This window comes from Streptomyces sp. NPDC030814 (assembly GCF_055572155.1).
The window spans coordinates 23,701-38,088 of the sequence record NZ_JBVIDX010000002.1; the positions used below are offsets into that span (position 1 = coordinate 23,701).

The 14,388-nt window shown below is 70.9% G+C and carries 11 protein-coding genes; 6 read left to right on the forward strand and 5 right to left on the reverse strand.

Annotated features, from left to right (window positions below; all coding sequences use genetic code 11):
* The first annotated feature begins 189 nt into the window (after positions 1-189).
* Both dnaK and ACZ43N_RS03645 read left to right on the forward strand, forming a co-directional pair.
* Positions 190-2,061 carry a molecular chaperone DnaK gene (dnaK, locus tag ACZ43N_RS03640; protein WP_468094717.1) on the forward strand — a complete coding sequence of 624 codons (1,872 nt, stop codon included), beginning with the start codon at positions 190-192 and terminating at the stop codon, positions 2,059-2,061.
* Positions 2,062-2,150: 89 nt separating this feature from the next.
* On the forward strand, positions 2,151-2,300 hold the full coding sequence (locus tag ACZ43N_RS03645; protein WP_468094718.1) for a hypothetical protein: 150 nt from the start codon (positions 2,151-2,153) through the stop codon (positions 2,298-2,300).
* A gap of 137 nt (positions 2,301-2,437) precedes the next feature.
* Here the strand turns inward: ACZ43N_RS03645 and ACZ43N_RS03650 are convergent, their stop codons facing one another.
* The gene (locus ACZ43N_RS03650) at positions 2,438-3,301 is read right to left on the reverse strand and encodes a helix-turn-helix domain-containing protein (RefSeq protein WP_468094719.1); all 864 of its coding nucleotides are present in this window, start codon (positions 3,299-3,301) and stop codon (positions 2,438-2,440) included.
* Positions 3,302-3,688: 387 nt separating this feature from the next.
* Here ACZ43N_RS03650 and ACZ43N_RS03655 point away from each other — a divergent pair, with 387 nt between their 5' ends.
* Entirely contained in the window at positions 3,689-4,105 is a 417-nt protein-coding gene (locus ACZ43N_RS03655) for a hypothetical protein (protein ID WP_468094720.1), read from the forward strand.
* A gap of 7 nt (positions 4,106-4,112) precedes the next feature.
* Here the strand turns inward: ACZ43N_RS03655 and ACZ43N_RS03660 are convergent, their stop codons facing one another.
* Positions 4,113-4,943: a helix-turn-helix domain-containing protein gene (locus ACZ43N_RS03660; protein WP_468094721.1), complete on the reverse strand. Its 831-nt coding sequence runs from the start codon at positions 4,941-4,943 to the stop codon at positions 4,113-4,115.
* Between ACZ43N_RS03660 and ACZ43N_RS03665 the strand changes: the two genes are divergently transcribed.
* From ACZ43N_RS03665 to ACZ43N_RS03675, 3 genes are all read left to right on the forward strand, one after another.
* Positions 4,936-6,048, forward strand: coding sequence for an ADP-ribosylglycohydrolase family protein (locus ACZ43N_RS03665; RefSeq protein WP_468094722.1), 1,113 nt, complete (start codon positions 4,936-4,938; stop codon positions 6,046-6,048). The genes ACZ43N_RS03660 and ACZ43N_RS03665 overlap by 8 nt on opposite strands.
* A gap of 159 nt (positions 6,049-6,207) precedes the next feature.
* Positions 6,208-6,513 carry a 4a-hydroxytetrahydrobiopterin dehydratase gene (locus ACZ43N_RS03670; protein WP_468094723.1) on the forward strand — a complete coding sequence of 102 codons (306 nt, stop codon included), beginning with the start codon at positions 6,208-6,210 and terminating at the stop codon, positions 6,511-6,513.
* A 4-nt stretch (positions 6,514-6,517) separates the two neighbouring features.
* Complete coding sequence (locus ACZ43N_RS03675) at positions 6,518-7,258, forward strand: class I SAM-dependent methyltransferase (protein WP_468094724.1); 741 nt, start codon at positions 6,518-6,520, stop codon at positions 7,256-7,258.
* Positions 7,259-7,271: 13 nt separating this feature from the next.
* On the opposite strand, the gene ACZ43N_RS03680 is transcribed toward ACZ43N_RS03675, so the two are convergent.
* The 3 genes from ACZ43N_RS03680 to ACZ43N_RS03690 all read right to left on the reverse strand — a co-directional run bounded on the left by ACZ43N_RS03680 (position 7,272) and on the right by ACZ43N_RS03690 (position 13,839).
* Entirely contained in the window at positions 7,272-7,709 is a 438-nt protein-coding gene (locus ACZ43N_RS03680) for a hypothetical protein (protein ID WP_468094725.1), read from the reverse strand.
* A gap of 372 nt (positions 7,710-8,081) precedes the next feature.
* Positions 8,082-10,775 carry a cellulose binding domain-containing protein gene (locus ACZ43N_RS03685; RefSeq protein ID WP_468094726.1) on the reverse strand — a complete coding sequence of 898 codons (2,694 nt, stop codon included), beginning with the start codon at positions 10,773-10,775 and terminating at the stop codon, positions 8,082-8,084.
* 148 nt (positions 10,776-10,923) lie between these two features.
* A complete protein-coding gene (locus ACZ43N_RS03690) occupies positions 10,924-13,839 on the reverse strand; it encodes a glycoside hydrolase family 48 protein (RefSeq protein WP_468094727.1) in 2,916 nt (971 codons plus the stop codon).
* Positions 13,840-14,388: the final 549 nt, after the last annotated feature.

Consider the following 14,388-nt stretch of genomic DNA (forward strand, 5'->3'; position numbering starts at 1 on the left):
GGCCTTCCGACCGCACGCCCTCCACGGGTGCCCCCGCCGGGAGCATGCCGCCCTACGCCCCATTGACAAGAGCCCACTCAAGATTTGTGCTGGTGGTAGGAACCACGGGTGTGGGAGCCACACATGTGGGGCCCCCGGGTGGGAGCCACGGGCGGAACCTTGGCGGAACCTTGCGGGAAGGGGACGGCGATGGGGCGTGCGGTCGGGATCGATCTGGGGACGACGAACTCTGTGGTGGCCGTGCTGGAGGGCGGTGAGCCGACCGTCGTCGCCAACGCGGAGGGCCAGCGGACCACCCCCTCCGTGGTGGCCTTCGCCAAGAACGGCGAGGTCCTCGTGGGTGAGGTCGCCAAGCGGCAGGCCGTGACGAACGTGGAGCGCACCGCGCGCTCCGTCAAACGCCATATGGGCGACGGGGGCTGGCGATTCCCCGAGCACGGCTCCGTGGATGGCACCCGCCTTCGGGCCCAGGAACTGTCCGCGCGAGTGCTCCAGAAGCTCAAGCGGGACGCCGAGGCGTATCTCGGCGACGACGTCACCGACGCGGTGATCACCGTGCCCGCGTACTTCGACGACTCCCAGCGGCAGGCCACCAAGGAGGCGGGGGAGATCGCCGGGCTCAAGGTCCTGCGGATCATCAACGAGCCCACGGCCGCGGCCCTCGCGTACGGCCTCGACCGGGGTGAGGAGCAGACCGTCCTCGTCTTCGACCTCGGCGGCGGCACCTTCGACGTCTCGCTGCTGGAGATCGGTGACGGGGTCATCGAGGTCAAGGCCACCAACGGGGACACGCATCTCGGCGGCGACGACTGGGACCAGCGGGTCGTCGAGTACCTCGTCAAGAAGTTCAAGGGGCAGCACGGCATCGACCTCGGCAACGACAAGATGGCGCTCCAACGGCTCCGGGAAGGCGCCGAGAAGGCCAAGATCGAGCTCTCCAGCTCCTCCGAGACATCCATCAACCTCCCGTATGTCACCGCCTCCGCCGAGGGGCCGCTGCATCTGGAGGAGCGGCTGACGCGCGCCCAGTTCCAGGAGCTGACGGCCGATCTGCTCGACCGCTGCAGGACGCCGTTCCACCAGGCCGTGAAGGACGCCGGGGTGAAGCTCTCCGCCATCGACCACGTCATCCTCGTCGGCGGCTCGACCCGGATGCCCGCCGTGACCGATCTGGTGAAGGAACTCACCGGGAAGGACCCGCACAAGGGCGTGAACCCCGACGAGGTGGTGGCCGTGGGAGCGGCGCTCCAGGCGGGTGTCATCCGCGGTGACGTGAAGGACGTCCTGCTGCTCGACGTCACCCCGCTGTCCCTGGGCATCGAGACCAAGGGCGGCATCATGACCAAGCTGATCGAGCGCAACACCACGATCCCGACCCGGCGTTCGGAGATCTTCACCACGGCCGCCGACAACCAGCCCTCGGTCGGCATCCAGGTCTACCAGGGGGAGCGGGAGATCGCCGCGTACAACAAGAAGCTCGGCGTCTTCGACCTCACGGGCCTTCCCCCGGCGCCGCGCGGGGTCCCGCAGATCGAGGTGGCGTTCGACATCGACGCCGACGGGATCATGCATGTCTCGGCGAAGGACCTGGCCACCGGTCGCGAACAGAAGATGACCGTGACCGGTGGTTCCGCCCTGCCCAAGGACGACATCGACCGGATGATGCGGGAGGCCGAGCAGTACGCGGAGGAGGACCGGCGGCGCCGGGAGGCCGCGGAGACCCGCAACCAGGCGGAGCAACTCGTCTACCAGACCGAGCGGTTCATCCGGGACAACGAGGAGCGGGTACCGGCCGACATCCGCGGCGAGGTCGAGGCCGCCGCGACCGAGCTGAAGCAGCTCCTCGACCACCCCGAGGACACGGCCGCACTCCGGGCAGGCATCGACAAGCTCGCCACGGTGAGCCAGCGCATGGGCCAGGCGATGTACGCGACAGCCTCCGGGCCCTCCGGCTCCTCCGCCGAGGAGCCGCGCACCGCCTCCGGCCCCGCCGAGGAGGAGGGCGTCGTGGACGCGGAGATCGTCGACGACGAGAAGAACACGAAGGGGGGCGCGGCGTGAGGTGAGCCGGTGGTGACCGCCGTGCCCGCTCCGCCATCGCGTCGACGAACCGGCCGGGCCCGGTCCGGGAACGGCCGAGTTCGGTGCGCATGGCCTCGATCGACTCACGTGCGTCCACGGTGGCTGCGGGGTCGTGGGCGGCGGCCCAGTCGGCGTACGTGGTCGAGGCGTGCGGCCCCGTGGTCGGCGGCAGTGACTCCACCGCGGCGATCATGCCGGGATCGTCGCACGCCCACTGACACGCACGCCCTCGGAGGGGTTCACCGGCTCGCGGCAGACCTTCCCGGACACGACCCGACGGCCGTCGTCGGTGGGACGGTCGCACGCAGGGCACTCGGTCGACCGCATGACGGGCCCGGATCGATCGCCGGCAGGCTCAGTACCTGTCGCGGTACCGCCGCAGGATCTCACGGGTGCGTTCCGCCGAGGCCGCGTGTGCGGCCATGTGGTCGAGGACCTCCAGGTGGAGGGCGACCTCGCGCCGGGAGTCGAGGTAGAGCGCGCCGGTGAGGTACTCCGTGTAGACCATGTCGGGGAGCTCGGGCTCCGCGAAGCGGAAGAGGGAGAACGGGGCGTAGGTGCCCGGGTGGGGGCCGGCGGCGAACTCGGCGACCTGGAGGATGACGTGGTCCTTCTCGGTGGCCTCCAGCAGCCGGTCGATCTGGTCGCGCATGACCTGGGAGCGGATGCTCACCGGCCGTCTGAGCGCCGTCTCGTCCATGATCACCCACAGGTGCGGAGGGCTCTCCCGGGTGAGGAGCTTCTGCCGGGCCATGCGCAGCGACACATGCCGCTCGATGGTCTCGGGGCCGGTCTGGCCGAGGGTTCCGGCCTCCATCACGGCCCGGGCGTACTCCTCGGTCTGGAGCATGCCGGGCACGAAGTGCGGCTCGTACTGCCGGATCAGATGCGCCGCGCCCTCCAGGCTCACGTACAGGCTGAACCAGTCGGGCAGCACATCGTGGAACCGCTGCCACCAGCCGGGCTTGTTCGCCTCCTCGGCGAGTTTCACGAACGAGGCGACGTCTGCCTCGGCGACGCCGTACGTGGTGAGCAGGACCTGTACGTACGGGATCTTCAGCGCGACGTCCGCGGTCTCCATGCGCCGTACGGTCGCCGGGGCGACCCTCAGCACGCGCGCGGCCTCCTCGCGCTTGAGACCGGCGGCCTCGCGCAGTTCCTGGAGCCGTCTGCCGAGCACCACCTGACCGACGGTGGGCGCGGGCCGCCGCTCACTCACGCCACGCCTCCCCACGCGCCGAAGTACGCGTCCAGTCTGTCATGTTCCGATGCACATCTCATGAGGCCGACCGGAACGGGGGAGTCCCCGGTCCCCGTTCGACCACGGCGTCGCCGTGGCGGAACGCGCCACGACGACCCCAAAGAGTAAAGGACGATTCCGAAGAGTGAACAACGGTCCCACAGCGTGACAACCGTCATGGACTCCCAGTGGACCCGGCCCTGCTCCGTTCATGACCTCCGGGGTAATCGACCGGGGCAACCCCCGCGCGGCAAGGTGAGGCCATCGGGTTCCGGGCCGGCGCACTCCGGCCCGGGGCCCGGCTCCGGCGGCCCGCACGGCCGCCCCCCATCTGACCGACTTCGCCTCGACGGAGGGTGACACCCCATGTCCGCGACCCAGCTCGCCGCTCTCGCCCGAACCACCGACCCCCGGACCATGCTGCGCCGCTTCCTGGCCGTGGACGCCGTCGTGACCGGGGTGAACGGGCTCGCGTACCTCACCGCCGCCGGCCCGCTCGGCCGGCTCCTCGGCGTCGGCTCCGGGCTCCTCGTCGCACTCGGCGTGTTCCTCACGGTGTACGCGGCGGCCGTGGGCCTGCTCGCCGCGCGCGGGCGTCCGCCGGTGTGGCCCGTGCGCGCGGTCATCGAGGCCAATCTCGCCTGGGCCCTCCTCAGCCTCGTCGCCCTCGCCCTGTGGCTCACGCCCAGCACGGCGGGCGCGGTGTGGACGGTGCTCCAGGCGCTGACGGTGGCCGGGTTCGCGGCGGCGCAGTACACCGCCCTGCGGACGACCGGTGACTGACCGGCTGTCACCTCAGCGACTGCAGGTACGTGACCGTCGCCGGGTCGGCCGGCAGGAACGTCTCGATGGCCAGTTCGGCCACGGTCACGTCCATGGGCGTGTTGAACGTGGAGATCGACGAGATGAAGGACAGCACCCGGCCCGCGTGCTCGATCCGCATCGGCAGGGCGAACGACACACCCAGCTCCTCCCCGGGCTCCTCGTCGGACGTGCCGGGCGGCAGCGGATACGCCGCGACCTCCTCGTACAGCGCGCGCAGGGGCTCAGAGCGGCGCAGGGCGATCTGGCGCTCCATCTGCTCCAGCAGATGACCGCGCCAGGCCCGCAGATTGCGGATCCGGGGTGCCAGACCCTCGGGGTGGAGGACCAGGCGCATCGCGTTCAGCGGCGGCACGAGCAGGGACTCGGGGACGCCGTCCAACAGCATCGCGATGCCCCGGTTGGCGGCCATCACATGATACGTCGCGTCGAGCACCAGCGCCGGGTACGGCTCGTAGCCCTGGAGCAGACGCTCCATGCCCTCGCGGAGGGCCGCCATCGACGGGTCGTCCAGCGGCGTCTGCGGATAGCGGGGGGCGTAACCGGCGGCCAGGAGCAGCGCGTTGCGGTCCCGCACCGGGACGTCCAGGTGCTCGGCGAGCCGCAGCACCATCTCCTCGCTGGGCCGGGAGCGGCCCGTCTCGACGAAGCTGATGTGCCGCGCCGACGAACCGGCGCGCAGCGCCAACTCCAGCTGACTGACCCGCCGTTGCTCCCGCCACGCCCGCAGCAACGGGCCGATGCCCTGGTCGGGAGGGGTACCGGGTCGGTTCGTGGTGGCGGGCGAGACAATGGTCATACGTCAGAACGTAGCCGAGGCGATCGAGGAGTGGCGCGTGTACGACCCGTGGAACCCGTCCTGGGAGGCGACGGCGGTGTACCGGGCGCGGGTGCGAGGGTGCCTGCTGGGCGGGGCGGTCGGGGACGCGCTCGGCTACCCGGTCGAGTTCGCCTCGCTGGCCCTCATCCGTTCCACGCACGGCGACCGAGGAGTGACCGGTCTCGTCCCGGACGCGGACGGTGTGGTCGGCCGGGTCAGCGACGACACCCAGATGACCCTCTTCACCGTCGAGGGGCTGCGGCAGGCGCACGAGCGGGCACGGCTCAAGGGCATCGAGGGCGCCTGGCCCCAACTGGTCCGGGAGGCCTATGGCCGCTGGCTCGACACCCAGCGGCAGCCCGGCCCTGATCCGCGTGTGACCTCGGGTCTCGCCGCGCTGCCCTGGTTGTACGCCCGCCGCGCTCCCGGCAACGCGTGCCTGTCCGGCCTCGCCCAGGTCCACCACCCCGATCCGGCGGCCCCGCTGGGGCGTCCCGGCCCGGTCAACCCCGACTCCAAGGGCTGCGGCACCGTCATGCGGTCGGCCCCCTTCGGGCTGGCCCGCGTCCCGGCGGAGACCGCGTTCGGCATGGCCGCCCGCGGCGCCCTGATGACCCACGGGCACCCCACCGGCGCCTACGCGGCCGGCGCGCTCGCCGCGATCGTCGCCCACCTGGTCGCCGACGAGTCGTTGGAGGGCGCCGTCCTGCGCACCCTGCGGCTGCTGTCCCGCCACCCCGGACACGAGGAGACCAGCAGGGCCCTCGACCGCGCCCTCGACCTCGCCGCCGAGGGCGCCCCGACGGCGGAGAAGGTCGAGCATCTCGGCGCCGGCTGGGTCGCCGAGGAGGCCCTCGCCATGGGGGTCTACTGCGCCCTCGCCACGCACAGTGTCAGCGAGGCCCTCCTTCTCGCCGTCAACCACTCCGGCGACAGCGACTCCACCGGCTCCATCTGCGGCAACCTCCTCGGCGCCCACTACGGCGACCACGGCCTCCCGCACGACTGGCTGGCCGCGACCGAGGGCCGCGCCGACATCATGGTCCTGGCCGACGACTTCGCGACGGAGTGCGTACGGATGTGAACCGGGTCGCATCCGCCCGGCCCCGGGGGCGCGCGGCGCGGCCGGATGCGTACGGCGCCCGCCCTCGCGGCACGGGCTGACCAGGGCCGTGGCGGCCGGGCTGTGGCACGCTGGGAGGGACCGCACGTCACGGAGGGGGCGTCACGGAAGGAGCGGGCCATGCCCGTCGAACCCTTGTCGCAGAAGGAGATCGAGGACCGGCTGGCGGAGCTGCCGGGCTGGTCGCTGGACGGGGACCGGATCGCCCGCACCTACCGGCTGGCCTCGCACTTCGCGGCGACCGCGATGGTCGTGCACATCGCCCGCACCCAGGAGGAGCTCGACCACCACTCCGACCTCACCCTCGGCTACCACACCGTTTCGCTGACCATCCACACGCACAGCGCGGGCGGGGCCGTCACCGAGAAGGACTTCGAACTGGCCCGCAGGGTCGAGGAGCTCGCACCGGGCCACGGGGCGAGCTGAGCCGGTGCTGGACTACGACAAGGAGGCGGGCGACTACGACGCCCTGCGCGGCGGTGAGCCACGCGCCGAGGCCGCCGCCGACGCCGTGCTCGGACTCGTCCCCCGGGGTGTCCGCAACCTGCTCGACGTGGCGTGCGGCACCGGCATCGTGACCCGGCGGTTCGCCGCCGCCCGCCCCGGGATGCGGGTGACGGGCGTCGACCTCACCCCCGCCATGGCGCGCCGGGCCGCAGCCCGCCTGCCCGGCGCGATCGTCCTCGCCGACAGTCGCCGACTCCCCTTCCCCGACGCCGCGTTCGACGTCGTGACCAGTGTGTGGCTGCTGCACCTGCTCGTCGACCCGGACGACGTACGGACCGTCGTCGGCGAGTGCGCCCGCGTGCTGCGGCCGGGCGGTGTGTACATCACCACCGTCGACAAGGGGGCGTCCCACAACGTCGGCAGCGACATCGACGCCGTCCTCGCCACACGCCCCCGCAGTCCGGCCATGGACACCTCGGCGGCCGTGGGGAAGTACGCCGACGAGCACGGGTTGCGCCCGGCGGGCGAGGCCCGCTTCCCGGGACGCGGCCAGGGCCGAAGCCCGCGCCGCGCCCTCATGGACCTGCGCCGCGGCTGGTTCGTCACCCTGCCGCCCGGTGACCCCCTCGCCGACGACTTCGCCGTACGCCTCGCGGCCCTCCCCGACCAGGACCGGCCCCGCCCGGACCCGGAGTTCTCCCTGCGGGCCTTCCGCAGGAGGTGACCGAGGGCGGCGGTCAGGAGACCGCCGGCCGCCGGAACTCCATGGTCCAGTCGGTCAGCCAGGTCTCGCCGTCGTCGAGCGAGAACGCCTGCTCCCAGCGGGCGGTGGTCGTGGACACACAGGACCGGACGAACCGCACCCGTACGTCCTTGCCGTCGTGCGTGTCGTCTCCGTGGAACTCGCCCCGACCGCCCTCGAACCGGCCGACGACCGGCGGGAACAGCCGCCCGCTGCGGCTGGACGACCAGTTCAGCGGCCACTCCCGGGCCTGAGGATCGAACAGCCGCAGCGTCAGCCCCTTCGATCCGAGGTGCGGCATGCCGATCGCGCGCAACGCGTCGGGGAGGGCGGCGCGCACCAGGTCCTGGAGCCGGCCGAGCTGCGCGAGCGCATGGCCCGGACGGTCGCCGAACTCGCCGCGACGTACGGCGCGAAGGACGATCACACCCATGTGACCGACGGCGACTGAGGAGGCGGAACCCGTCTGCTCTCTCGGAGGGGCAACCCGGCCGACGGTCCACGGCTGCTGACCGGTATGACGACGCAGACACGAACGAGTGTATTTTCGGCCGCCCTGATGACGTTGGCCGACGCAGGCGGGATCATCGTCCGGCCCGCCCCGTTCAGCAAGCCGTCACCTCCAGGGCAGCGGCCGAGAGAGTCCGTCGATGACCTTGTCCCGTGTCGTGACCGCCGCACCGGCGATCATCATGCTCGTCGCCGCCACGGTGATGCTCTTCTGGTGGATCCGGCACCGTGACGACGAATGAATGAGGGCGCGCGCCGCGTTCGGCGCGCGCCCTCGTCGCGTCCCGCACGGGTGTCAGGTCACCGTGCAGGACTGGTCTCCGAGTCTGAAGGCGCCGGGCTTCCCGTTCGTCCCCGACCAGGTGCCGGTGAAGCCGAAGCTCACCGACGCACCCGGCGCGACGTTCCCGTTCCAGCCGATGTTCTTCACCGAGACCGCCGCACCGGACTGGGTATGGGCCGCGTTCCACAGCTGGGTGACGCTCTGGCCGTTGGGGAAGGACCAGTTGAGGGTCCAGCCCGTCCAGGCGCCGGTGCCCGTGTTGGCCAGCCGCACATCGGCCTGGAAGCCGCCCGACCACTGGTTGGTGATCTTGTAGGTCACGGCGCAGGCACCCGTCGGCTGTGGTTCCGGATCGGGGTCCGTGCCGCCGCCCCCGCCGCCGGTGTCGGAGGTGTCGCCGTAGATGACACCGCGTCCGTTGGTGGCGACGTACACCCGGCCGTAGACCCGCGGGTCACCCGTGATGGCCGCGCCGGTCCAACCCCACTGGTGGGCGTCGTCGTTGATCCGCGTCCAGGTGGCGCCCTTGTCCGTCGAACGGAAGATGCCACGCACCCCGCCGATCTTGGCGCTGGTGTACAGGGTCTGGTACGAGGCGCCCGCGGCCGCCTTGCCGAAGCCGATGGTGTCGGCCTGCGCGACGTTCGACAGCTTGGTGAAGGTGGCGCCGCCGTCGGTGGAGTGCCACAGCCCGTACGCGCCGCCCGTCTCCCCGCCCGCGAGCCACACGTCGCCCTTCGTGCCCGGCAGCGCCTTGAAACGGACGCTGTCACCGCTGGGCAGGCCGCTCGCGTTCGACGCGGTGAAGGTCGCGCCGCCGTCCGTGCTGACGTAGAACTTCCCGGACTTGAAGCCGTAGAAGGTCTTCGGGTCGACCCGGTCGGATTCGACGATCGCGCCGGACGGTATCCCGCTCGACTCCTGCCACGACGTCCCGAAGCCCGTGGTGTACCGCACGCCGGTGCCCGCCGGGCTCCACACGAAGCGGCTGCCGTCGGAGGCCGCCGCGACGGTGCCGCCGCCGCTCACCCCCGAAGGGTCGGTGCCCGCGAACCAGTTGGCGCCGTTGTCCGTGGAGAACGCGATGTGCGGCCCCGAGTCCAGGTTCCCCACCCGGACGACGGTGTTCGGGTTGGTCTCGGCGAAGTCCAGGCTGGTCGTCGTCGTGAAGTTCGGCTGTGTGAACATCATCGGCGGGACCTTCGCCAGATCCGTGTGCCGGAAGCCGCCGATGTCACCGAGCGCGCTGAGCAGCGGGGCGCCGGACGGGGGAGAGGCGAGATCGTTGACGGCCGTCTCCTCCAGGCCCCGCACCATGGGCTTCACGGTGAACTTGGCGCCGCTGTCCCAGTTGGTGAGGTTCTCGGTGCCGTAGATCGTCGCGCCCGTCCCGTACATCATGCGGTTCGAGTCGAACGGGTCGATCTCCAGCGACTCGGTCATCCAGCCCAGCTTCGGCGTCTGTTCCGGCGGCGACGGGTTCGCGCCCCACGTCAGCCACGGCGACGACGAGACGTCCATGGTGAAACGGTTGTCGCGGTTCGGGTACGACGTGTAGTCCCACGCCTTCGTCCAGGTCGCGCCCTTGTCGGTGGAACGGAAGATCTGGGTGTCCGGCCACCAGGAGCTGTACGCCGTCGCCATCACCGTGCCCGGCCTCTGACGGTCCACCGTGAGCCCGCTGAAACCGAAGGACGTGTCGGCCTCCGCCACCGGGCTGATGTTCGTCCAGGTCCCGGTCGCCGTCGCGTACCGGTAGAGCCGGCCCTTGCCGCCGTCGTACGGCCCGCCCGTGTCGCTGTACGCGAGGTACAGATGGCCGTTCGTCGCGTCCAGGACGCCCTTGTGGGCCAGTTGACCGGTCGGCTGCCCCGCCACCCGCGACCAGGTCGCGCCCGCGTCCGTCGACCGGTAGACCGCGTTGTCCTTGTCGGCGACACCGATGTAGATCGTCTTCGTGGCGGTGCCCGCGGTGCCCGTCGACTCGTCGAACGTGACCCAGACGATGCCCTGGTTGTCACTGGAGTACCCGCTGGTGTCGGACGGGTCGGCCACGTAGTTGCCGACGTTCGGGAAGTTGGTCACCTGCGACCAGGTGACCCCCGAGTCCGTGGACCGCCACAACCCCTTGCCGCTGGGCGCGCCCAGATACAGCACGCTGTTCTTGTTCGGGTCCACCGCCAGCCGCTCACCCATGCCGCGCCCCGGCATGTTCCCGCCCAGCTTGAACGGCAGATTCGCCTTCTGCCAGCTCGCCCCCCGGTCGGACGAGCGGTAGATCGCGCCGTTGCCCGGGTCCCAGCTGTTGGTGTACGTGCCGGCCGCGACGTACACCCTGTTCGGGTCGACCGGGTCGGAGGCGAGGCTCACCACACCCGTGTGCCCCCAGTCGTCCCAGCCGACGGAGTCGAGCAGCGGCGTCCACGTCTTCGACGACTCCACCCAGCGGTACGCCCCGCCGATGTCCGTGCGGGCGTACGCGAGGTTCCTCTCCTTGCGGTTGAACACGATGCCGGGGACGAACCCGCCACCGTCGATACGGGCGTTCTTCCACGTGTAGGTGTCCGCGGCGATCGACACCTTCTCGCCGGCCCGCTCGGCCTGCTCTGCCTGTCCGGCCCGCTCGGCCGCCAGCGCGGGTGGGGACCCCGCGAGGAGACCGGCCGCGAGGGCCAGGACGGTGGTGAGGATGCGGGTTCTTCGCACGGTGAAGTCCTCTCCGGAGGCGTGGGGGGAGACGGATGGACGGGCGGCGCGAACGGCCGGGCGGCCCCCTGTGCGGGTGGGGACCGCCCGGCCCAGGTCCTGCCCCCGCCGGAGCGCAGGACCTCGTACCCGGAGCTTCAGCGGGGACTTATTCGAGGAGCTCCGCGTACGCACCCATGGCCAGGGCGATGTCCGCCTGGGCCCAGAACCGGTGGTACGTGAACGACGGCGCGGCGCCACCCGCCAGATACGCCTCGATCTTCGACCAGGCCGGGTCGTCCTCGTAGAAGGTGCGGATCGACTCGAACGTCGACGACGAGTTGATCGTGTCGCCGTTCGGCATCGTGCCCGTCCACCCGCTCGGCACGTACACCCGGTCGTCGAACCGGTTGTAGTCGGCGCGGGTCTCCGGGACGGCGACACCGAGCCCGTCCTGGTAGTGCTCCCACATGCCGTCGAGCAGCGCCTTGGCGACCCGGGCCGCGTCGGCGTCACCGGAGCGGTCGGCGTAGTACGTCAGCGTCTTGGCGTACGAGCCCGCCACCCCCACGTCGTCGGTGTAGTCGGCGACGGTGACGTGCAGCCCGCTGTTGGAGCCGGGGCTGGACGGGTTCCAGGTGTTGGGGGCACCGGACCACTGGAGCGTGGAGGGGATCCGGTACGTCCCGTCGGGGTTGATCGTGGTCTTGGACAGCGCCCAGTCGACCCACTTGTCGAGCACCGTCTTCGCGGCGGCGTTGCCGGTCTGCTGGTAGTACTCGGCGACCCGCTCCATGGACCACGTCTGGAAGCCGAACCACTGGTTGGACGGCGGGTCGTGGTACACGGGCTTCTCGTCGTAGTACATGCCGTAGAAGGTCGGCGTTCCGGCCGGAGGCGTCGCGTACCGCCCCGCCCAGCTGTTGGTGGCGCCGCCCGCGATCGCGCCCTCGTTGGACTGGAGCCAGCGGTAGAACTCGATCTGCCGGTCCAGGGACTTGGCCCAGTCCGCCTGCCCGGTCGCCGACTTGGGCTTCAGCGGGGCGTAGTTGGCGAGGGCGTACGCGGCGAGCGGGTTCTGGTAGCCGCCGTGCGCGTGGCTGGAGCCGATGCGCCAGGCCCAGCCGGCGTTGGTGTCGGTGGCGCCGCCCCACGCGTAGTACCAGGAGAGCAGGTAGAAGGAGGCGTCCTTGCCGGTGCCCGCGGGGCACGTGGTCGGCCCCACGCAGTTGCCGACCTTCTTGAAGTACTTGTCGTACATCGCGTAGCGCAGGTAGTCGCCCATCTTCGCGGCCTTGCCGACGGTCGCGGAGACGTCACCGCCCTTGCCCTGCTGCTTGGCCCAGACGTCCGCCCAGTACGCGGCCTGCACGGCGCGCGCGTCGGCGTCGGGGGCGTTGGTGAACTTCCACTGCTTGGCGTAGGAGGCGTCACGGGTGAACAGGTCCAGGTACCCGTTCCTGCCGCCGTACTTGAACTGGTCGCAGGTGGGCTGCGGGACGGTCTCCCACACCGACTCCTGCGGTCCCCGCTGGAAGGTGTTGATGTACGACGGGCCGGTGTCGGCCGGACCGGCCTCGCACTTGCCCGGCGAGTTGCCGTAGCCGTACACGTTGTCCACGTCCTGCAGCCAGTGCATGCCGTAGATGTCGTCGGTGTTGTAGGCGCTCTTCAGCTCCGCGGCGATCGGGTCCGAGCCGACCGAGACCGACGTGTTGAGCTGCGCCGGGTACTCGCCCGGGGTGTCGTGCTCGGGGGCGTACGTCGCCGGCTTGCTCGCCGAGTAGAAGGAGTTGGTCGGCTGGTCGGCGCGGGTGGGGATCATGTACTTCTCCATGGTCTCCCAGGCGCCGTTGAACTTGGACCAGTCGCCCGTGACCTTGCCGTACATGGCCTGGAGCCACAGGAGGTAGCTGTACGCCTCCGAGGTGGTCTCATGGCCGTGGTCCGGCGCCTCGACGATCAGCGTCTCCACCGAGTGGTACGGGATGCCCTCGGGGGAGAAGTAGCCGTTCGCCGGGTTGGTGATCTTGCCGTAGAGCTCCAGGAAGCGGGCGTCGTAGACCTTCGACGCCGCCAGCTGCGTCACCGTCACCGCCCCCTTGGCGTGGCCGGTGGCAGTCGACTCGAAGACCGCCGAGCCCGTGCCCGAGGAGTCGGCCGTGACGGTCACCTTCTGGGCCGTGTTCCAGTTCGACGGCGTGAAGGTCAGCGACGCGCCTCCCGTGACCGACAGGCCCGAGTTGCCGGAGGCCCGCGCGGTCGTCACCGTCACATTGCCCGACGGCTGGGTCGAGAGCTTCACGTCGTACGTGCCCGTCTTGCCCTGCTGCACGCCCAGTTGTGTCGGTGAGACCACCACGGCGGGGCCCGAGGCGACCGTGATGCCGACCGGCGCGGAGTCCGCCGACGCGCCCAGGCTGTCGTACGCCTTGGCGACCAGCGAGTGGCTGCCCACGGACAGACCGGTGGCCGAGAAGGTGTACGGCGAGGTGGTGTCCGTGCCCAGCAGCCGGGTGTCGTCGTAGAACTCCACCTTGGTGATGGTCGCGTTGTCAGCGGCCGCCGCGGTGGCCGCCATCGGCACCGGGTCACCCTGTGAGTACGTGGCGCCCGCGGTCGGGCTGGTCAGCACGGTGATCGGCGGCTGGTGGGCGCCGACACACGCGGTGCCGTTGATCGCGAAGCTGGTCGGCGCCGTGTTGGTGCCGCTGTAGGTGAACTGGGCGCCGGTGCTCACCGCGGCCCCGACGGCGATGGTGCCGTTCCAGGACGCGTTCTTCGCGGTCACCGTCCTGCCGGACTGCGACCAGGTGCCGCTCCAGCCGCTGGTGAGCGTCTGGTTGCCCGCGTAGGAGTACGTCAGGGTCCAGCCGTTGATGGCCTCGGTGCCCCGGTTGGTGATGGTCAGCTCGGCGGTGAAGCCCGAGCCCCAGTCGTTGGTCTTGTAGTCGACGTTGCAGGCCACGGCAGCCGCGGCGGCGGGGGCCGACCCCGTGCCCAGCATCGTCAAGGGAAGAGCGAGGGCCGCGACCACGGCGGTCCACAGGCGCCGTGTGGCACGGCGTCCGCGTCTGGGGTGCATGCTCTGGTTCCTTCCGTGCGGCTCTTACGAAGGTGGGGGCGGAGCAGCAACAACAAGCCTTGAACCAGTGGGAGCGCTCCCATATTGAGGAGAGGGGTGCAGGCGGTCAAGGTGCTTGAAGAGTCGAAAAGATTCGACGGCGGGCGAAAAGATTTGTGGTGGGCAATAACGCAACACCTCTGTCTTTTACTGTCACTTGGCGCTACCTTCACCAGCACCAGTGGGAGCGGTTCCACCAGTCGACGCGGCCGTCATGGCGCGCCCGATCTGCAAGGAGTCGCTCATGCGCCACCCCCCGCGTTCAGGTCTTTTACTCGTCTCCGTGGCCGGGCACGCCTCGCCGCACGGGGGCGGGTCGCCGGCGTCCGAAGTGCCCGGCGGCAGGGTCGTCCGGCGTTCTCGCGGACGGCTGCGACCTGGTGCCGCGGCCGTGGAACCGACCCACCGTGCCCGAGGGCGATCCGCTTTTCGCCCCGGCCGGAAGCGGAGCACATGGCCGGCTCCCGCCGGCCCGGCCTGACCTCCGCCCGCGACGGCAGTCCCACGTCG